Source organism: Pseudomonas sp. MEJ108 (genome assembly GCF_030208985.1).
GTDB lineage: Bacteria > Pseudomonadota > Gammaproteobacteria > Pseudomonadales > Pseudomonadaceae > Aquipseudomonas > Aquipseudomonas fragariae.
The window spans coordinates 63619-83630 of the sequence record NZ_JARVSW010000049.1 but is presented as its reverse complement, the minus strand read 5'-3'; the positions used below and the strand labels follow the sequence as shown (position 1 = coordinate 83630).

Sequence of the window (20012 nt, the reverse complement as noted above, 5' to 3'; positions counted from 1 at the left end):
GAAAGCGGGCGCGAAGCGGATCGCGCCCGGGCCGGAATCAGAGTTTCGGAAAGGGGTTGGGCTCGATCGGTGCCGACTCGTAGATCACGTCGACCTGGCCCTGCGCATTGAGGGTGCCGATGCGCGCACGCTTCCACAGGTGGTGGTTGTCCTTGTGCACCTTGATCTCGCCTTCAGGCGCATCGAGGGTCATTTCCGAGGATGCGGCGATCACCTTCGGCACCTCGAAACTGCCTGCTTTCTCGACGGCCTTTTTCCACAGGTATACCGCGGTATACGCCGCTGCCATCGGGTCACCGACCACGCGCTGCTGCCCATAGCGTGTTTTGAAGGCCTGGACGAATTTCTCGTTGACCGGGTTTTTCAGGCTCTGGAAATAGCTCATGCAGGTCAGGAAGCCGACGAGGTTTTCCGCACCGATGCCGGTGACTTCCTCTTCGGTGATCGCCAGCCCCATCAGCGTCTGGTTACTGCTGTCGATACCCGCAGCCTTGAGCTGTTTGTAGAACGCTACGTTGGAGCCGCCGACGATGGTCGACAGCACGATGTCCGGCTTGGCCGCCTTGATCTTGTTGATCACCGAGGAAAACTCGATGGCGCCCAGCGGCAGATAGTCTTCGCCGACGATGGAGCCGCCCTGTTTGGTCACCGACGCCCGCGCCAGCTTGTTGGTGGTGCGTGGCCAGATGTAGTCGGAACCGACCAGATAGACGCTCTTGCCCTTGTTGGCCATCAGCCAGGTAACGGCCGCCAGGGTCTGCTGCGAGGCCTCGGCGCCGGTGTAGATAATGGCCGGGGATTTCTCCAGCCCTTCATAGAAGGTCGGGTAGTAGAGCAGGCCTTTGTTGCGCTCGAAGACCGGCAGCACCGCTTTGCGCGAGGCCGAGGTGAACGCGCCAAAGGTGACCGCGACGTGGTCGTTTTCCAGCAACTTGCGCGCCTTCTCGGCGAAGGTCGGCCAGTCGCTGGCACCGTCCTCGACGATCGGCTCGATGGTCTTGCCCATCACGCCGCCACTGGCGTTGATCTCTTCGATGGCGAGTTTTTCCGCGTCGGCCACCGAGGCTTCACTGATGGCCATGGTGCCGGTCAGCGAGTGGATGATGCCGACCTTCACGGCCTCGTCCGTCTGCGCCTGACCGATCAGGGCAAACGGCAGCAGGCTGATCGCGCCCAGCAACAGAGCATGCTTGATCAAACGGCGTTTGTCGTTGTGCATTCACTTATCTCCCAGGAATGAAAAAAGCCCGACGTCCCGGCCAAATCAATGGGCGGGAGGTCAGGCTTTTGTGCCGAATCTGGCGGGACAACTGCGTCCGATCCAGTCGTACGCGAGGTGTCTCCCTACTTGCCAAGAGGGGCGTAGGGCAAACAGCTGGCGCGATGTCTCAGGGTGAACTTAGCAAGGGCAATGCCAACTGGCGAAACGGCTCTTGGCGCGCGTTTCGAAACCCTCAGGCAGAGCCCCCCTGCATTAATTGCACGCACAAACCGACATGCGCCGCTTTGGCGCGAACAGGGCTCCTACGCACCAAAAGCGTGATGCAGAAGACCCTTTTTTCTCGCGATATGTACTCATGCATAGACTGAGATATTGTGCTTTTGCAGGAGCGAACCTGTTCGCGAAGGCACTGTTCGAGGCGACCTGGACCTCACGAATGCACGGCCTTCTTCGCCAACGAATTCGCTTCTCCCCGACGCGCCTCGTCACGCATGGCCCGCTCCCTGCATGAGCCTGCCCGACACCCTCGCAGGGTCTCTTGCCACACGCCCATTCTCGGCAGGTGTGGAAGGCCCCTCGCACGACTGGTCCTGACACTGCCGTCACGCCAGCCCCAGGCACAACCGCCTGAGAGCCACCGTCGAATCCACGGTTATTCGCTCAGTCTTCTTTTCAGGCTCCCGGCCACCTGCGGGCGTCTCATCTCACGTGAAAGGTTTATAGGCATGACTGACCCGTCGATCCGCATAGGAGGTCTGTTTTCCAATACCGGCGTCACCGCTGCCGGTGAGTGTTCAACAATGCGCGGCGCACAGTTTGCAATTCATCAGATCAATGCCGCCGGAGGCGTGAATGGCCGTTCTCTGGAACTGATCACCCGCAATCCGGATTCCACGCCTGCGCTGTTTGCCATGCATGTCGAATCGCTGATTCGCGAAGAGAACCTGCGGTTTTTCTTCGGTTGCTACACCTCGGCGGCACGCAAGGCCGTATTGCCTGTCGTCGAACGTTACAACGCTTTGCTGCTCTATCCGGTGTACTACGAGGGCTTCGAGTATTCGCGCAATATCATCTACACCGGCGCCACGCCGAACCACAACGCGGTGCCACTGGGCAGCTACATGTTCGATCACTTCGGCAGTCGCGTGCTGATGATCGGCTCGGAGTACGTCTATCCCTACGAAACCAACCGGTTGATGAGCGACCTGCTTTACGAGCGGGGTGGCAGCAAGCTGGGTGAATACTACTTGCCACTGAAAAACGCCAGGGCAGAGGACTTCGCCAGGCTCATGGTCAAGGCCAGAGAGCTGAAACCCTCGTTCATCTTTTCGACAGTGGTCGGCGACACCATGGCGCACCTGTATCAGGCCTACGCCGATGCCGGTTTCGACCCAGCGGTCATGCCGATTGCCAGTGTCACCACCAGCGAAACCGATATTCAGCAGATGGGCGTCCATCTGGGCACCGGGCACATTTCGGCCGCGACCTATTTCCAGTCGATCGACACGCCGCTCAATCGCCAGTGCATCGCCCAGTACCGGGAAATGTTTGGCCAGCATCAGGTGACCGACCGCTGCTGGGAGGCCGCTTACTTTCAGGTCCATCTGCTGGCCAAGGCGATCGCCCGCGCAGGCAGTACCGACGTGGAGAGTGTGTTGCAGACCATGCGCGGTCTGGAATACGACGCACCGCAGGGACGGGTGCGTATCGATGAACACAACCACCATACCTACCTGTACTCGCGGATCGGCCGTGCCAATGCCGACGGGCAGTTCGACATCCTTTACGAGAGTCAGAAAGCGCTGAAGCCCGACCCTTATGCGGTGGCGCCTGACTTCAATGGCTGGTCCAGCCTGACCGGGAGGCGTCCATGACCCTGCGTGCCGCCAAGAAACGTTTGCGCAACGACAGCGCAGGCGGCATCAAGGACCTGCGCGATATCAGCGTGCTGGTGATGCATCCCGATGACGAAGACGGTCGCAACCTGATCGCTCAGTTGCAGCGCATCGGTTGTCAGGTGCGGGTGCAGTGGCCGATACCCGAGCGTCTGCACAGCGAGGCTGACGTGATCGTGCTGGCGGTATCGCCGGAGAGTCTGTCGACCAACACCCCCTGGCTGCTGCACCACTCGACGCCACCGATCATTCCGGTAATCGCCTATGAAAACCCGATCATTGTCGAGGCGCTGGTGCAGCTCAACGCCTGTTCGGTGATTCCGTCGCCGGTCCGCTCGTTCGGCCTGCTGACCGCTCTGGCCATCACCCTCAGCCAGGCCCGCAAGACGCGGGAACGGGAAAAGCACGTCAAGCGCCTGGAAGGGCGCATGGCGGTGATGCGCACCGTGCAGCAGGCCAAGATCATCCTGATGGAAACCAAGGGCCTGTCTGAAACGGACGCCTACAACGCGCTGCGTGATCAGGCGATGGCCAAGCGCGAGCCGGTGGAAAAAATCGCCGAGGCGCTGGTCAAGGCCCATGAACTGTTTCAACAAGCCTGTTCCTGACAGGTTGCAGACAAGCTTCGAGTGTCGGGCGCCACGTCTGATCCTCTTCTGCGTGGACCGTTGCCATACGCCCTGACCCGGCAGGTATGGAACACCGCGTGGCGACCGGCGTGGACAACGACGTCCTCCGGATCGAGCCCATGCCTGTGCGCCCTGCGCAGGCGGCTCCAGTCAATGACTGCCTGAACCCGGGCTGTCCTTACCGTTATCTGGAGAACACCATGTCCGTAAAACGTCCCAGCAAAGCCGACTTTCTGATTGCCGCCCAGGACCATGGCTACGACCTGTCAGACAGTCAGATGGAGTCGTTCCTGAGTCTCGCAGACGAAACTCTGGGTTCCTACGAAGCCATCGATGCCTTATACGCTGCCCATGTCGCCCAGCCGGCGCCGTTGCGCGAACACAGCAAACCGGCTGCGGCCGAGAACCTGTACGGGGCCTGGTACGTCAAGACCCACATTGCCGGTGCTGCCAGTGGCCCGCTGGCAGGCAGAACGGTGGTCATCAAGGACAACGTATCGGTGGCCGGTGTGCCCATGGCCAATGGCTCGTTGAGCCTCGATGGTTACGTGCCGTCCGAAGACGCCACGGTGGTCAAGCGCCTGCTGGCCGCCGGTGCGACGGTGATTGGCAAGTCGGTGTGCGAAGACCTGTGCTTCTCCGGAGCCAGTTTTACCTCGGCCACCGGCGCGGTGAAAAACCCTTGGGACCTGACCCGCAACGCAGGTGGTTCATCCAGCGGCAGCGCCGTGCTGGTCGCCCTGCAGGAAGTGGACATGGCCATCGGTGGCGATCAGGGTGGGTCGATCCGCATGCCGTCGGCCTGGAGCGGCATCGTCGGACACAAACCTACCTACAGCCTGGTGCCTTACACCGGCGCCTTCCCGATTGAACGGACCATCGACCATGTCGGCCCGATGGCCAATAACGTGCGTGACTGCGCGATTATGCTCGATGTGATCGCTGGCGCCGACGGGCTCGATTCAAGACAGAAAAACCCGCCAGCCGTCAGCTGCGTCGCGACCCTCGATCAAGGCGTTGCAGGCCTGAAAATAGGCCTGCTGCGTGAAGGCTTCGCGATTCCCGGCATGTCCGAGCCGCAGGTCGATGCACTGGTGCGCGCCGCCGTGGCGCAACTGGAAAGTCTCGGTGCGACGGTCGGTGACGCCAGTGCGCCGTGGCACCGCGGAGTGGCGCTGGACATGTGGAATGTCATCGCCACCGATGGCGCGGCCTACCAGATGTTGCAAGGCAACGGTTATGGCATGAATGTCGACGGCTATTACGACCCCGAGATCATGAGTTACTTCGGCGCCAAGCGTCGCGAACACGCCGATGCGTTATCCAGCAGCGTGCGTGCCGTGGCGCTGACCGGGCATTACAGCCTGAAAAACCTGCACGGTGCGTACTACGCCAAGGCGCGGATGCTGGTGCCGGAACTCACCCGCCAATACGATGAAGCCTTCAAGCAATTCGACGTGCTGGTAATGCCGACCATGCCGTTCGTGGCCACCACACTGACCGCCGCCGACGCGCCGATTGAAGAGTACGTGCACAGCGCGTTGAACATGCTGGCCAACACCGCACCGTTCGACCTGACCGGCCACCCGGCCACGTCAGTCCCGGCTGGTCTGGCCGAGGGACTGCCAGTCGCCATGATGATCGTCGCGCCGCGCTTCAAGGATGCCCTGGCGTTGCGTGTCGCGCAGGCTTATGAAACCGCCCGCGGAGCGTTTCCCACGCCACCAGGGGTTTGAGTCCGGAGACTGATCGAGGGGCATGCTCGCTCCATGCGAGCGGGTGTGCCCTTCATCTCTCAAGGCTTCCAGACCTCCACATCCTGCGCATCCACCGCCTTGGGCAGCAGCCCGGCAGCGAAGAAGGCGTCGGCGATATGCTGTTGTTCGTCCAGTTGATCGTGCGTGACTGGCTGGATCTGATAAGCCCGGTTGCTGTTGGCGATTTCAACCGTTTCGATATCCAGATTGCCCCACAGAGGGCTTAGTACCTGCGCTGCTTCGCGTGGATTGGCCTTGAGCCAGATGCCTGCCTTGTGCAACTTCTCGTAAACCACGCTGAGCACTTGTGGGTGTTCCTTGGCATAGCCGGTGCCGGTCAGGTAATAGCGCTTGTAACTGGCCAGCCCTTTGCCGTCAGCCAGAGTGCGCGTTGGCAATTGCCGTTGGGCGCTGGTCAGGAAGGGTTCCCAGGTGACCCAGGCGTCAACCTTGTTGTTCTCGAAGGCTGCGCGGCCGTCGGCGGGCGACAGATAGGCGGGCTGAATATCGGAAAATGCCAGACCGGCCTTTTTCAATGCCGCGATCAGCAGGTAGTGAGAACCCGCCGCCTTGGTGACCGCGACCTTTTTGCCTTTCAGATCCCATAGCTGCCGCACGGGCGAGTTTTTGTGGACGATGATTGCCTGCGCGGAAGGCGAGGCCGCTTCCTGGGCAAAGTAGGTCAGCCGGGCCTGTGCCGCCTGAGCGAAGATCGGTACGGTGTCCGCCACATCCGCGCTGATGTCCACGTTGCCGACATTCAAGGCCTCCAGCAGTGGCAGGCCACTCGGAAACTCATGCCAGGTCACCGCAACGTGCTGTGCGGCGAGGGCTTTTTCCAGAGTGCCCTGTGTTTTCAGCAGCGTGATCAGCGTCGACGACTTCTGGTAACCGATTCGCAGCGTTTCCTGTGCTTCGGCGGGAAGGGTGATGCACAGGGCCAACCCCGCGAGCAGACCTGCCAGCAGCGCACGGCGATAGCCGGTTTGTGTGTGTTTTATCGGTTTGGGCATGGCACGCTCGGTATTTGAAGGTGGCACTGAGTGTCAGGAGTGGTATCCCCACGCAGCGCAATGGCGATGATTTTCGTCAGTAGCCACGCTGGTGATCAGCCTGATTCTGCAAGGCCTGCCCGCTGAGGAAACGGTCAAGGTTGGCCAGAAAGCTGTCGGCTATTTCGTGGCGGCTGTTGCTGGAGATCGCCGAGGTGTGGGGGGACAGGCGTATTCTGGGGTGTGCATACAGGGGATGACCGTCCGGCAGGGGCTCGGGTTCGGTGACGTCCAGCGACGCGAGGCCAATGTTTCCCCGGTCCAGTGCATTGAGCAGCGCCTCATGATCAAGCAGCCCACCACGGGCGATGTTGATCAGGTGCAGGCCGGGTTTGGCGCTGTCCAGTACGTCAGCGTTGACGATGTGCCGTGTGGCAGGTGTCAACGGTGCGGCCAGCACCAGATGGTCGGCGCGGGAAAAAAGCTCGTGAATGTCGCGTGCACTTTCGACGCCATCAACCTCGAACGGTGTCTGGCTCTGCCGCAATGCCACAACGTTGATGCCCAGTGCCAGCGCTTTACCGGCCAGGCTGCTACCGATGGCGCCGAAGCCGAGAATTCCGAGCGTAGTGCCCTTGAGTGGCGTCAGTGCAGTGAAATTCCATTGCGAGTCATGCACCCAGATGTCCGGCAGGTGTTTGGCAGCAGCGAAAATGGCGGCCAACGAGAACTCGGCAATGTTTTCTGCCGCGCTGCCCCGCGAGGTGCTGACCGGCGGGCCGTCGAACAGCCAGCCAGGATAGAAGTCGATGCCCGAAGACACCACCTGAATCCATTTCAGGCCATAAGGCCAGCCCGGAGGCGGCGAGGCAGGGGCTTCATAACCATGCACATTGATAGGGCGCGCCAGCAGAATGCTGACCTCGGCAGGCAGGTCGCTCGGCACGCCGGCCGGTACGCCGATGACCCTGGCTTCTGGATGGGTCACTGCAAGCCGCTCGCGGATGACCTGATTGAAGTCATTATCCAGTTGGCTGGCTATCACGAGTCGGGTCATGCCACAGCCTCGTCCGATTGATGGGCGACAGCCTTTGCATAACGATTGGCCGGCACTTCAAGACCGAGATTGTCACGCAGCGTATTGCCAGTGTATTCGGTACGGAACAGGCCGCGCTGCTGCAGCACCGGCACCACCTGTTCAGTGAAGTACTGCAAACCATCGGGCAGAACGCTGTTGATGATGAAGCCATCGGCCGCCCCTGCTTCGAACCATGTCTGTATCGCGTCGGCAACCTGTTCCGGCGTGCCGACGAAGTCGCGGCGGGGCAGGGAGAAGCGCAGGGCGACTTGACGCAGGCTCAGGCCTTCATCTCTGGCCAGTTGCTTGATCCGGTCCGAACCGCCTTTCTGGCTGTTGGAGCCCAGATCGCCCAGTTCCGGGAAGGGTTCGTCCAGGGGGTACTGGCTGAAGTCATGATCATTGAACGGTCGGCCAAGGGCGACGATGGCATCTTCGATCGTCACCAGATCCACGGCCTGGCGATAGCGGCTCTCCACTTCGGCCTCATCACGCCCGACAATCGGGCGAATGCCCGGCAGAATCGACAGCGCGTGCGGATCGCGGCCAAAGCCGCCAGCCCGTTGTTTCAGGTCCTGATAATAGGCGCGTGCCTCATCGAAGCTCTCGGCGTGAACAAAGATCGCATCCGAGTTCTGAGCGGCGAAGTTACGCCCGGCCTCGGAAGTGCCTGCCTGAAAAATCACCGGCTGACCCTGCTTCGACCGGGCGATGTTGAGCGGGCCTTTCACCGAGAAAAATTCGCCCTTGTGGTTCAGCGCGTGCAGTTTGCCTGGCGTGAAGAACTCGCCTTTCTGCTTGTCGTAGGCGAAAGCGTCGTCTTCCCAGGAATCCCAAAGGCCCTTGACCACGTCGATATGCTCCTTGGCGATGCGGTAGCGCACCGCATGTGGCGGGTGTTCGCCCTTGCTGAAGTTATCGGCGGTGCCACTGAGCCACGACGTCACCACGTTCCAGCCAGCCCGGCCGCCGCTGATGTGATCCAGCGAGGCAAACTGGCGAGCGACCTGGAACGGCTCGGTGTAACTGACCGTGACCGTTGCTACCAGGCCGATGTGCCGGGTGGTGGCTGCGAGTGCGGACAGAATGGTCAAGGGTTCGAAGCGATTCAGGTAGTGCGGGCTGGATTTCTCGTGAATGTGCAGGCTGTCGGCAATAAACACAAAGTCGAAGCGGGCCGCTTCTGCCAGATGGGTCTGTTGCTGATAAAAACCTAAATCAACACTGGCATTGGCCAGCGCTTGCGGGTGGCGCCATTCGCCCCAGCCATGGCCGACCCCGTGGACCATGGCGCCAAGTTTAAGGTGTTGTCGTCTACTCATGGAGTGTGCCCCGGACGTGATGAAGAAGGTAGATTCACCTCCGCCTGGCGAAAGGGGTCGGTAATGGGGTCACGGTATGCCTATAAAAAACCGCCGTGAAATTCTTTTTTGTTATAGGTTTATTATTAAATTAAATAATTATTTATGTGATGAGTATGCATAAATTGAATTTTATCCGCTGATTCAGGAGTAAGACTCATGGGTTGGCAGCCCGGTCGCCGAGCAGCGGCAGTTTCATCAGCATGTTCTTCAACGCCAGAGCATCCCATGGCAGGTGTTCGGCAATGCCAAGTCCGACCACGTCCACGACGCTGGCGACGTCTGTCAGCAAGCGGACCACCTGCTCGATAGTCATCTTGCCCTGAGCAACGCCTTCAAAGTCACTGGCCGGGACACCGGGTTGGGCAAACAGCAGAGAACGAAACAGTGCCGGGTCCAGCACGTCCAGGTCCAGATGGATCGCCAGGTGCCTTGCCCCGATGTCCTCAAGCCACTGCAGCACCGGCTCGCTGGAGTGGGCCAGCGCCTGGGCACCGGCACTGCGCAGCCGGAGACGTTTGATGAACGCGGTTTCTACCTCGAGGGTCTCCTGCAGGCCTGCATACATCACATTGGTCGGCTTGACAGGGCGTTTCACCGCGTTGACGAAATCCTTGTCACCTTCGCCCAGCAGATTGCCCATGACCATCGCATGCGCATGCTGGAAGTCTCTGGGTGTCATGACGTCCGGATGAGCGTCGACCCACAGCACCGCAAGGTCACCGTCGTAACGTTCATTCAGGTAGGCGAATGGCGCGAGGTCGACCAGACAGTCGCCACCCAGAACCACCAGCCGATCCGGCTGATGCCGGTCGATCAGTTGCCGTGCAAGGTCAAGCTGCGCGAGCAACGCATGGCGGGCGATAATGCCGTTTTCCAGTTCAAGTGGTTGATCATCGGGTTCGGTTACGGCCACGTGCTCGACAGGCCCTGACGTGTCCGGTGCCAGCCACGCCAGCAGTTGTGCGCCAAAATGATAAGGTGCGTTGTTGCCGCCCTGCCACTGGGGAAAGATCAGGCGCAGGGTCTTATCGGGGTGGGTCGTCATCGAGGTTTTCCTTCATCACCGTTCATTGGCACGGCGCGCAGAAAGCGCCGTCATTAGGGCGGTGATACTGATCGACCCGGATGCGGCGTGCTTTGCCTGAACGGTCAATCGCTGTGCCGAAGACGCCAGTCGTCTTATCGTGGCTCCAGCAACTGCTGGGGAGGAATGCCATAAGCGTTTTTGAAGGCTCGACTGAAATGCGAGAGGTTGGTGAAGCCGAAATTCAGCGCAGCGTCGCTGACCCGGCGAACGTGGCGTTTGAGCAGTGCGTCATGGCACGCCGAAAGCCTTTGCTGCCAGAGCCAGCGAATGGCCGTAGTGCCTTCCTGTGCGAACAGTCGATTGAGTGTGCGTGGGGAGACATGAGTCGCCAAGGCAATGTTTTCGGCCGTCAGCCCTGTGTCGGGCAGATTATTCAGCAGGAACTGCTTGATGCGCTGCAGTTGCTGCATTTGATGAGACTGACGTCGGATATCGGTGTCGCCAAACACCGAGTCGAAGGCGGTAGACAGTACGTCCAGCAGTGATGCATTGAGTCGTTCGCTCAGCGGGTCCGATAAACCCTCTGCGTTCCAGGCTTCGGTCAACACGACGGCGGCAACACGACCCAATGCCGAATGGCCATCCAGCGTCCGGCACACCAGTCGTTCGGCACTGGGGATGTGTTGCAGCAACAGCTTGCGGGGCACCGTCAGGACAATCTGATCGTCCCCTTCGGGGTAACGGCATGCGTAAGGCTGTGCGCTATCGTAAAGGACGATATCGCCAGCGCCTTGCCGGGACTCCCTGTCGTTCTGCACGACAAGCGCGTCGGGACACAAAGAGAGCGTGAGGAGGAAGTGATCGCTTTCCCTGTCTTGCTGCAAGCGCCGGTAATGCAGGGGGGATGACTGGATCCGGGTGAAAGTAACGCTACCCTGACCCCTGACGTTCAGTCTGCCGTCAAACGGCGCTTCGTTCAGGGGCTGGCTGGCGACCAGGCCATACGTCGAACTCACAACCTCCTGCCAGGCGTCGAAACGATCCTCGGGTCGTAGTGGTTCGACTGGGAAAATCATGGCCATGTCTGCCTCTGCGAAGAGCGTCTTTCACGAAGTGATAGGCTTCAAGGTTATCAGACGTTGATCCAGAGCAAGACCCCTGCGTCTACAGTGCTCCAGTGTGACGAAAATAATTGATATGTCGGTGATCCGGCCGATATAGGCCTACGTATGCTGCGCTCTGCTTATCCAAGCCTTCCAGAACAGGAGTTCCATGGATCCGCGTCTTGCTGGACTTTCCTTCTTGCTGACCCTGGGCTGGACTGGCGCAGTCATTCTTGTCATCTGGTTCTATTACTGATGACGGCGAGTTGTTCAAAGCAGGTAAAGGAATGGTGTACCAGGCGCGCTTAGCCGACTACCGGCCAGGCCAAGGGGTGTCTGTGTGTGTGGTGGCGAACCAGTTGCCCTAAAGCTGTTCCGTTTGATGCCGATGTTAATGCTACAGCTACCTGCCAAGTGGAGTCGGTCATTCCATCCGACGCTGATGAACTGCAGTTTGCGCTATGGACGGCATTGAGAAAGACGATTAACCGGCTTGATCGGCAGCCTCCATAGTCCACACATCGGTGTGTCTGACAGGGCTCGCGGAAACCGGCGCTTTATAACAATACTTCCATAGATGCTTACTCGCAGAGTATTTCCACATGTCGACCACAATTGAAACCACCCACAGGGACAAGGCCGGGCTGGAACTTGATCTTCACTCGCTGATGACGGCCATTGACCGCTCCCAGGCGATGATCGAGTTCGATCTTGATGGCAATATCCTGCGGGCCAATACCAATTTTCTGGATTGCGTCGGTTATCGGCTGGATGAGGTCCAAGGTCGGCATCACCGCATGTTCTGCACGCCGGAACATGCATCCAGCGTCGAATATGTGACGTTTTGGGAAAAACTCGGCAAGGGCGCTTTCGACGAAGGGCAGTACAAGCGCCTGGGCAAGAACGGGCGCGAGATCTGGTTGCAGGCGACTTATAACCCGGTGTTCGACGAGCAGGGCAACCCGTTCAAGGTGGTGAAGTTCGCCACAGACGTCACTGCGCAACGCAAGTCCAATGCCGAGTACGAAGGCAAGGTTGCGGCCATCGATCGCTCGCAGGGCATCATCGAGTTCGACCTGAACGGTCGCGTGCTCAACGCCAACGAAAACTTTCTCAAGGTCCTGGGCTATCGTCTGGACGAGATTCAGGGTCAGCACCATCGCATGTTCTGCGAAGACGACTACCTGAACAGCCCTGCATATCGTGCCTTCTGGGCCAAGCTGGAACGTGGCGAGTATGACTCAGGCGAATACAAGCGCATCGGCAAGAACGGTCGCGAGCTGTGGATCAGCGCGACGTACAACCCGATCTTCGACCCGGATGGTCGTCCTTACAAGGTCGTGAAGTTCGCCAACGATGTGACCGAGAGCCGCATTCGTCAGGCTGAGTCCGCAGGCAAGGTGACGGCCATCGAACGTTCTCAGGCGGTGATCGAATTCGATCTGACGGGCAAGGTGCTGCACGCCAATCGCAATTTTCTGGCGGTATTCGGCTACGAACTCGATGAAATCGTCGGTGAACACCACCGTATGTTCTGCTCCGAGGAATTCGTCAGCAGCCTGCAGTATCGTGAGCTCTGGGAGAAGCTGGGGCGCGGCGAGTACGACGCCAACGAATACAAGCGCAAGCGCAAGGACGGTAAGGAGATCTGGATTCAGGCCACCTACAACCCGATTTTCGATGCACAGGGCAAACCCTACAAGATCGTCAAGTTCGCGCTCGACGTGACTGTGGCCAAGGAAACCAGCGTCGAGGACCAGGGCAAGGTGAATGCCATCGACCGCGCCCAGGCCGTCATCGAATTCGACATGGCCGGCAACATCATCACCGCCAATGCCAACTTCCTCAAAGCGCTGGGTTATGGCCTGCTGGAAATCAAAGGCAAGCATCACCGTATCTTCTGTGAGGAAGAGTATGTGCGCGGCACCGAGTACCGTGAGTTCTGGCACGGGCTGGGGCAGGGCGAGTTCTACTCCGGGCGCTTCATGCGTGTCAGCAAATACGGGCAGAAAATCTGGATTCAGGCGACGTACAGCCCGATTTTCGACCACGACGGCTTGCCGTTCAAAGTGGTGAAATTCGCCACTGATATTACCCGTCAAGTCGAGATGGAACAGGCGATAGAGGCCAAGACCCGCGCCATGGGCGAGTCGGTGAAAGCACTGATGAACGCCATTTCCTACGTCGCACAAAGCACCGAGACAGCCACCGATCTGGCCAGAATGACGCGTGAGCAGGCCAGTTCCGGTTCGCAGACGCTGGTCAAGGCGTCCGACGCGATGGGCATGATTGCCAAGTCCGCCGAGGGCATTCAGGACATCATTCAGGTGATCAGCGAGATCGCCAGTCAGACCAACATGCTGGCCTTCAACGCGGCCATCGAAGCGGCCAGGGCCGGTGAGCATGGCCTGGGCTTTTCGGTAGTCGCCGACGAGGTGCGTAAGCTGGCCGAGAAGTCCTCGCGTGCGACCAAGGAAATCAACAAGCTGATTCTGGAAACGGTCAGCCGGATCGAGTCGGGCAACGAGATTTCGCGCAGTGCCGGCGAAGCCTTCGAACACATCGTGGAAGGCGTGATGCAGACCACTCAGGCGATCGACGGGATCAACACGGCGACCGAGAAGCAACGCCTGTCGGCGCAGGAAGTCGAGACCCTGATTGTCGAGCTGCATAAAGCCAACCTGACTGGCTATACCGAAACGCTGAACAAGGTATCCATCGGACAACCTGCATGAGCAGCCTGAATGCCTATGGCGTCGTGCAGGTCAATGGCGTGTATCTGGCGGTGGTTGCCGATGCGTTGATGGAGGCCGTGCACTGGCCCGCTGATCTGAATCCCCATCCGTTGACCCGGGGAGCGCTGCGCGGGGTGTTTACCTTGCGTGGCAAACCGGTGCCATTGGTCGACCTGCGGGCTCAACTGGCGGAGGGCGGCGATATGTCTTCGCCGACGCCACTGGTCGCGATTCTCAAGTATGGCGGCGGTTACCTCGGGCTGGCGATCGATGCGGTGTGCGACATTCTCAAGGCCCGTGATTCTCAGTTCAGCCCACTGGGGCCCGAGGGCAGCGCTGTCGGGCTGCTGCCCTCTCTGCTGCTCGGCTCTGAAGAGTCGCGGATGATCTACAAGCTTGATCTTGCCTTCATGAGTGGTTTGCCAGGCGTACTGTTCGCTGCCGATCCCAACGCGCAAGTGCTCAAGGACGAGGCGCTGGCCGCCAAGAACCGTTTGCTGCATTACCTGGTGTTCGAGTGCGACGGCCGTAACTTCTGTATCGATGCCAGCGTTGTGACCGAGTTGGTGGACGAACCCGAGATCACGGCGTCGGATTTTGCCAGTGACTGCTGCTTTGGCGTCACCTCGGTGCGTGGCACCAAGGTCCCGGCGCTCAACCTGTCCGAAGTGCTTGGCCTGGACCACCAGCGTCAGACGTCCAAGCCGCAGTTGCTGCTGTTGACTGCGCCGGACGGGCGGGTCTGCGGGTTCGGCTACGACCGCATGGTCGCCATTCAGCGTCAGGATCCGGACAGTCTGTTGGCGGCGCCGGGCTATGGCCTGCCGCATCCAGAGCTGCTCGCCGGGGTAATGAACCTGGAGGAGGGGCAGCAAGCCTTGTTGCTTGATCATCCGATGCTGTTGCAGCGTCCGGAAGTCAAAAGCTACACCCAGGTTTACCAACACGACGTCAAACCTGCCCAGGCCTCGCACGATGTGACCAAGGCCATGCTGCGCCACGCCTGCCTGCTGTTCGATGCGCCGACCCGCTTCGTCGCACCGTTGAGCCAGATCGTGGAAATCATGAGCATGCCGCAGCAACTGATCGGCCTGTCGCAGCCGGAAACGCATTTGCTGGGACAGTTCAATCTGCGCGGCGAACAGGTGCCGCTGATCTGCCTGAGCAGCCTGTTGGGCGAAGGGGCACAGGTCCAGGGCGAAGCGTCGCGTGTATTGATCGTGCGTGGCGAGCGGCTGTGCTTCGGTTTTGCCGTGAACCGCGTCGATGCGATCGACGCCTTCAATCAGTTCGATCCGGCCATGCTGGAACAAGGCTGGCAAGCCAGTACCGGCAAGGGCATTTCGGTCAATGACCGGGTCCGTTCGCTGGTCAGCGTCGGCAGTCAGGAGCGCAGCTGGCGCGCGACCCTGCTCGATCTGCAGGGCCTGGCCCGACAGTTGGAATGCAACGTTGATCAGCGCCGCACTGTGCAATCAGTCTGAACCGAATGCTCCGCGCGTGGCCTTATTTGAGTGTTCACCAGCGGAGTCAACGACCATGACTGACAAGAAAGACGAGAAAAAACCGGAACCGCAAAGCGACGTGCCCGCGCACTCGACGCCCGAAGAAAAGGAACGCCTGAAAGACTTCAACAAGGACGGCATCCCGCCTGGGGTTTGCTGATCAGCCTGCGGTAGTGTTCACGTGACGCCCGGTCTGTTCAGGCCGGGCGTTTTCGTTTCTGAAAGCCTGACTGGGCTTTGTCTAGACTCACGCGTCGCGCAGCAGGTCGTTGGCGTTGAGCAACTGATAGGCGATCTGTGGACGTGCTTCCAGGGCGCGGCGGATGGCGGCGGGTATCGATTGGCGCGTCTTGCGGCACAGCCCGACCTTTTCCTCGACGACAATGCTGATGCCGCGCATGGTGCGCACTTCATTGAAGCCCGGCGCGACGTCGACACGCACGCCCAGTTGCTGGAAAATCTTGCGCTGCATGTGCTCCAGGTCTTCCAGACTGTCGATACGCTCCAGGCGATCCAGCAGGCTTTTCTCTGCGTCGCGGGACAGCAGCAGAATCCGCAGGTCTGCATCTTCCGCGTCCAGCAGCTCGCGCTTGCAGTCGCAAGCGCCGGGCGGGCAAGGGTTACGGATTTTCAAAGGCGCGTTCATGGGCGCAGCATAGCGACTGATATGGGCGTCTGACCATAGCTGAGTGCATGTGCGCCGCGCAGTTAAAAAGCCTGGCCCCTGCCGATATTCGCAGCGCTCCGCCGGGGCCTTACAGGTGCCGGATCAATTCGGCCACTTCATCTCGCCCTTGATGACTTTTGCGCTCATCTCCAGCGAAGCCGGCTCGGCCAGTTGCGGCCAGGCTTTCTGCATGGCGTCGATCAGGGCGGCGGAATCCTTGGCCTTGGCGGCCTGTTCTTCGAAGGACTTCAGGTAGTCGGCGGTGAACGTCACAGCCTGGGTGCCTGACGGGATCTCGCCCAGATAATGACCCGGAATCACGGTGGCCGGTTTCAGCGCCTCGATGCCCTTGAGTGTCGCGAGCCAGTCCTGACGCGATTTCGTGCTTTGCGTGTCAGCGATCCAGACATGGATGCCGCTGGAGACCACGACACCACCGACTACCGCCTTGAGTGAGGGAATCCATACGTAGCTGCGCTCGGGGGCCGGGCCGTTCAGGCCTTTGATCTGCAACGGTTGGCCTTCAAGCGTCAGGTGGTCGCCCTTGAGTACTTCCGGCACAACCAGGCTGGCTGGCGCATTGTCCTTGAGAATCGGGCCCCAGTAGGCGAGTTTGCCCTGCATCGACGCCTTGATCGCCTTCACGGTAGGCGCGCTGGCGACGATCTTCGCTTTGGGGAACGCAGCTTTGATGACGTCCAGACCGAAGTAGTAGTCCGGGTCACTGTGGCTGATGTAGACCGTGGTGAGTTGCTTGCCGCTGGCCTTGATCTTTTGCACCAGGGCCTCGGCGTCGTTGCGCTGGAACTGCGCATCGATGAGCACCGCGTCATGCTTGCCGGTGATCAGTTCGGATGACACCGGGAAGACGGCTTTTTCAGCCGGGTTGTACACCTCGATGGCCAAGGGGGCGGCGGCCTGGGCTGCGAGAGGGAACAGAGCAGCGAAGGACAGGGCAAGCAGGGATTTACGCAACATGGGTACGACCTTCGTTCGGGCAGGACTGAGGTGGTTATCTTAGGTTGCCTCAGGTGAAACAAAAGCCTCAGTATTGGCAACTATTGATTGCTTATATCGGATGAATCGTGGATCGGATCATAGCGGCAAGGGTATTCATCGCCATCAACGACAGGGGCAGCCTCATTGCCGCCGCCGAGGCGCTGGATATGTCTCGGGCAATGGTCACGCGTTATCTGGCGCAGATGGAAAGCTGGGCCGGAGCGCGACTGCTGCACCGGACTACGCGCAAGCTCGGCCTGACCGCCCCCGGGCAGGTGACGCTGTTGCGGTGTCAGCAATTGGTCGAGCTTGCCGACGCGGTGCCGCTGGCGGCCGATACGCAAGTCGACGAGCCGCGCGGCATGCTGCGCATCGCCTGTTCGCAGTCACTGGCCCTGGCCGTTCTGGCACCCGCGGTGACGGCTTACCTGCAACGCTATCCCGGCACCTCGGCAGACCTGCTTATCGGTAACGAGGCCGTGGATCTGGTCAGCGAGCGAATCGATCTGGCGATCCGCATCACCAATCAGCTGGACCCCAATGTAATTGCCCGTCCACTGGGGCAGTGCGCTTCGGTGGTGTGCGCTGCTCCAGCCTATCTTGCCGTGCACGGCACGCCGTCCAGGCCACAGGAACTGCCTGCCCACAATTGCCTGACCTATTCGTACTTCGGCAAGAGCCTCTGGGAATTTACCCGCCAGCAGATGCCGCTCAGTGTGCCGGTCGGCGGCAACCTGAGTGCCAACGATTCAGTGGTGCTGCTGGAGGCCGCAGTGGCGGGCGCCGGTATCAGCCTGCAACCGGTGCATTCGGCAGCGCCGCTGATTGCGAGCGGCAAGCTGATCGCCCTGATGCCGGAGTACCAGCCACGGGCACTGGGGATACACGCGATCTACACTTCGCGGCACCACCAGTCGGCAACGCTGCGCACTTTTCTGGATTTTCTGACTGAATGGTTTGAGAGGGACGGAGATTAGATCACCTGCTGCGTCCAGAACGGCATGCCCGCGTGGAGCATGGGCACGATAGGGGATGCCCATCGTTCCTCACGCTCCGTGTGCGCGGTATCAGGTCTTGAACTTGCGTACCAGGCCGTCCAGTTCGCTGGACAGCATCTCCAGACTTCTGGAATCCGCGCGGGCCGAGTCCGAGAGTTGAGCGATCAACTGCGCATCACCATGGATCTGGCTGATGTGCCGGTTGATGTCTTCGGCCACCTGATGCTGTTCTTCGGCGGCAGTTGCGATCTGGGTGTTCATGTCGCGAATCACATCCACTGACTCACGGATTTGCCCGAAGCTGCTGCGTGCCTGTCCGATCTTGGTCACCGACTGCTGCGACACGTCGAGGCTGGCATGCATCTGTTGCGCCACCGAGGCAGTACGTTTGGCCAGGTTGCCCAGCAGGCTGTCGATTTCGGCGGTCGAGTCCGAGGTGCGTTTGGCCAGTGCGCGGACTTCGTCGGCTACGACGGCGAAGCCGCGGCCCTGTTCGCCCGCACGTGCTGCCTCGATGGCGGCGTTGAGCGCCAGCAGGTTGGTCTGCTCGGCAATCGAGCGGATGGTGTTGAGGATCGACTGAATGCCTGCGCTGTCTTTTTCCAGTTGCGTCATGTCCTTGGCCGAGCGGGTGAGTTCTTCGCTGAGCTGGTCGACGCTGCGCACCGCATCGTCGATCTGCCGCTGACCTTCACGCGCCTGTTGCTGACCGTTGTCTGCCGAGTCGGCGGCCTGGCTGCAGGAGCGGGCGACTTCATTGGAGGTGGCGACCATTTCATGAAACGCCGTGGAGACCATATCCACCGCTTCGCGCTGCCGGCCAGCAGCTTCGGCCATGTCGTTGGAGACACGTGTCGAGCTGTGTGAGGCTTCGAGAATCTTCCCGGCGGCCTGACCGATGTGCTGGATCAGGCTGCGAATCGCGGTCAGGAACTTGTTGAACCAGCCCGCCAGTTGCGCGGTTTCATCCTTGCCGCGCACGGCGAGGTTCTGAGTCAGATCGCCTTCACCGCCCGCGATGCCTTCCAGGCCGCTGGAAACGCTGTGGATCGGACGCACGATAACGCGGGCAAAACTGGCACCGACAATCGCAAAGACCACCGCCAGCACCGCCGCGATGATGCCGATCAACCAGGTCAGGCGGGTGGCCGAGGCCATCACTTCGTCCTGTTTGATCAGGCCGATGAAGTTCCAGCCCAGTTGTTCGGACGAGTAAACGTTGGCCATGTAACGTTCGCCGTTGAGTGTCACCTCGACCAGACCACTGGCGGTTTTCGCCAGCTCGCTGAAGCCGTCGCCCAGTTCACCCAGTTTCTTGAAATTGTGCTCGGGCTGTTTGGGATCGACCAGCACCGTGCCGTTCTTTTCCATCAGCATCAGATAGCCGCTTTCGCCCAGTTTGATCTGCTTGACGATGTTGGTCAGCTGCTTGAGCGATACGTCGATATTGACCACGCCGCCAGGGTTGCCCAGTTTGTTGGGAATCGCCCGGATGGTGCTGACCAGTACAGCATCGTCGTTGGCCCAGTAATAGGCATCGCTGCGCACAGTCTTGCCGGCATTGGCCATTGCAGTCTTGTACCACGGCCGCACACGCGGGTCGTAGTTGCTCATTTTCGGGTCTTCCGGCGTCATGATGTAGCTGCCGTTGATCAGACCATAAGAGACGTAGGAGTAGGCCGGGTGAGCCTTGGCGATACTGGCGAACAGCTCGGTCGCCTGCCTGTCATTCTCGGACTGCGGAGGAGGCGTTGCGCCCATGTAGTTGCGGAAATCGTCGCTCGCCCCGGCGATCAGCGGGTGCGCCGCGATGTAATTGACGTTCTGCGTAATGCCGTCGAAAAACAGCTGCATGGCGTTGTCGACCTGGCGAATTTCACGCGCGCTGCTGTCCACGAAATCACTGGTCGCCTTGTCACGCAGGTTCACGACCACGATGGCGGCGACGACTAATATGGGCAAGCACGCAATGACTGCGAACGCCCACGTCAATTTTTGTTTGATATTCATTCGAGCTCCGGGATGTCCGTTACTGCCGCAA

16 protein-coding genes and 2 pseudogenes are annotated in these 20012 nt (G+C 60.0%); 8 read left to right on the top strand and 10 right to left on the bottom strand.

Translation table 11 applies throughout. From position 1 onward, the window contains the following. Window positions 1–37: 37 nt before the first annotated feature. Window positions 38–1219, bottom strand: coding sequence for an urea ABC transporter substrate-binding protein (urtA, locus tag QRN50_RS20645; RefSeq protein ID WP_096126689.1), 1182 nt, complete (start codon window positions 1217–1219; stop codon window positions 38–40). 728 nt (window positions 1220–1947) lie between these two features. Between urtA and QRN50_RS20640 the strand changes: the two genes are divergently transcribed. From QRN50_RS20640 to QRN50_RS20630, 3 genes are all read left to right on the top strand, one after another. Next, on the top strand, window positions 1948–3096 hold the full coding sequence (locus tag QRN50_RS20640; RefSeq protein WP_024638470.1) for a transporter substrate-binding domain-containing protein: 1149 nt from the start codon (window positions 1948–1950) through the stop codon (window positions 3094–3096). Next, complete coding sequence (locus QRN50_RS20635; RefSeq protein ID WP_003407311.1) at window positions 3093–3725, top strand: ANTAR domain-containing response regulator; 633 nt, start codon at window positions 3093–3095, stop codon at window positions 3723–3725. Before QRN50_RS20640 ends, QRN50_RS20635 begins: the two co-directional genes overlap by 4 nt. Window positions 3726–3811: 86 nt before the next feature. After that, entirely contained in the window at window positions 3812–5482 is a 1671-nt protein-coding gene (locus QRN50_RS20630) for an amidase (RefSeq protein ID WP_192873863.1), read from the top strand. 59 nt (window positions 5483–5541) lie between these two features. Here QRN50_RS20630 and QRN50_RS20625 read toward each other — a convergent pair whose 3' ends face one another. The 5 genes from QRN50_RS20625 to QRN50_RS20605 all read right to left on the bottom strand — a co-directional run bounded on the left by QRN50_RS20625 (window position 5542) and on the right by QRN50_RS20605 (window position 11046). Further along, on the bottom strand, window positions 5542–6516 hold the full coding sequence (locus tag QRN50_RS20625; RefSeq protein ID WP_096126688.1) for an aliphatic sulfonate ABC transporter substrate-binding protein: 975 nt from the start codon (window positions 6514–6516) through the stop codon (window positions 5542–5544). A gap of 76 nt (window positions 6517–6592) precedes the next feature. Then, the gene (locus tag QRN50_RS20620) at window positions 6593–7552 is read right to left on the bottom strand and encodes a D-isomer specific 2-hydroxyacid dehydrogenase family protein (protein WP_060405983.1); all 960 of its coding nucleotides are present in this window, start codon (window positions 7550–7552) and stop codon (window positions 6593–6595) included. Next, window positions 7549–8895 (bottom strand): LLM class flavin-dependent oxidoreductase, encoded by a 1347-nt coding sequence (locus tag QRN50_RS20615; protein WP_024642892.1) that lies wholly within the window; start codon window positions 8893–8895, stop codon window positions 7549–7551. Before QRN50_RS20615 ends, QRN50_RS20620 begins: the two co-directional genes overlap by 4 nt. Window positions 8896–9091: 196 nt before the next feature. After that, the gene (locus QRN50_RS20610; protein WP_024652285.1) at window positions 9092–9982 is read right to left on the bottom strand and encodes an arginase family protein; all 891 of its coding nucleotides are present in this window, start codon (window positions 9980–9982) and stop codon (window positions 9092–9094) included. Between the two features lie 134 nt (window positions 9983–10116). After that, window positions 10117–11046 (bottom strand): AraC-like ligand-binding domain-containing protein, encoded by a 930-nt coding sequence (locus QRN50_RS20605; RefSeq protein WP_058399470.1) that lies wholly within the window; start codon window positions 11044–11046, stop codon window positions 10117–10119. Window positions 11047–11669: 623 nt separating this feature from the next. On the opposite strand from QRN50_RS20605, the pseudogene QRN50_RS20600 reads away from it, so the two are divergent. The 4 genes and pseudogenes from QRN50_RS20600 to QRN50_RS20590 form a co-directional block, all read left to right on the top strand. Then, window positions 11670–13127 (top strand): annotated as a pseudogene (locus QRN50_RS20600) (PAS domain S-box protein); the annotation flags it as partial. A 48-nt stretch (window positions 13128–13175) separates the two neighbouring features. Beyond that, a complete protein-coding gene (locus QRN50_RS26045) occupies window positions 13176–13802 on the top strand; it encodes a methyl-accepting chemotaxis protein (RefSeq protein WP_371134797.1) in 627 nt (208 codons plus the stop codon). Further along, a complete protein-coding gene (locus QRN50_RS20595) occupies window positions 13799–15286 on the top strand; it encodes a chemotaxis protein CheW (protein ID WP_024642888.1) in 1488 nt (495 codons plus the stop codon). Before QRN50_RS26045 ends, QRN50_RS20595 begins: the two co-directional genes overlap by 4 nt. Before the next feature lie 55 nt (window positions 15287–15341). Next, window positions 15342–15467 (top strand): hypothetical protein, encoded by a 126-nt coding sequence (locus QRN50_RS20590; protein ID WP_003315538.1) that lies wholly within the window; start codon window positions 15342–15344, stop codon window positions 15465–15467. Window positions 15468–15554: 87 nt separating this feature from the next. Here QRN50_RS20590 and QRN50_RS20585 read toward each other — a convergent pair whose 3' ends face one another. Next, a complete protein-coding gene (locus tag QRN50_RS20585; protein ID WP_024642887.1) occupies window positions 15555–15953 on the bottom strand; it encodes a hypothetical protein in 399 nt (132 codons plus the stop codon). A gap of 123 nt (window positions 15954–16076) precedes the next feature. Further along, window positions 16077–16952, bottom strand: a complete 876-nt coding sequence (locus tag QRN50_RS20580; RefSeq protein WP_024638463.1) for an MBL fold metallo-hydrolase — start codon at window positions 16950–16952, stop codon at window positions 16077–16079. A 107-nt stretch (window positions 16953–17059) separates the two neighbouring features. On the opposite strand from QRN50_RS20580, the gene QRN50_RS20575 reads away from it, so the two are divergent. Continuing rightward, entirely contained in the window at window positions 17060–17950 is an 891-nt protein-coding gene (locus QRN50_RS20575; RefSeq protein WP_058822659.1) for a LysR family transcriptional regulator, read from the top strand. Between the two features lie 90 nt (window positions 17951–18040). Here QRN50_RS20575 and QRN50_RS26040 read toward each other — a convergent pair whose 3' ends face one another. Next, window positions 18041–18769 carry a methyl-accepting chemotaxis protein gene (locus tag QRN50_RS26040; protein ID WP_371134796.1) on the bottom strand — a complete coding sequence of 243 codons (729 nt, stop codon included), beginning with the start codon at window positions 18767–18769 and terminating at the stop codon, window positions 18041–18043. Window positions 18770–18898: 129 nt separating this feature from the next. After that, window positions 18899–19825, bottom strand: a pseudogene (locus QRN50_RS26035) (HAMP domain-containing protein); the annotation flags it as partial. Between the last annotated feature and the right edge of the window lie 187 nt (window positions 19826–20012).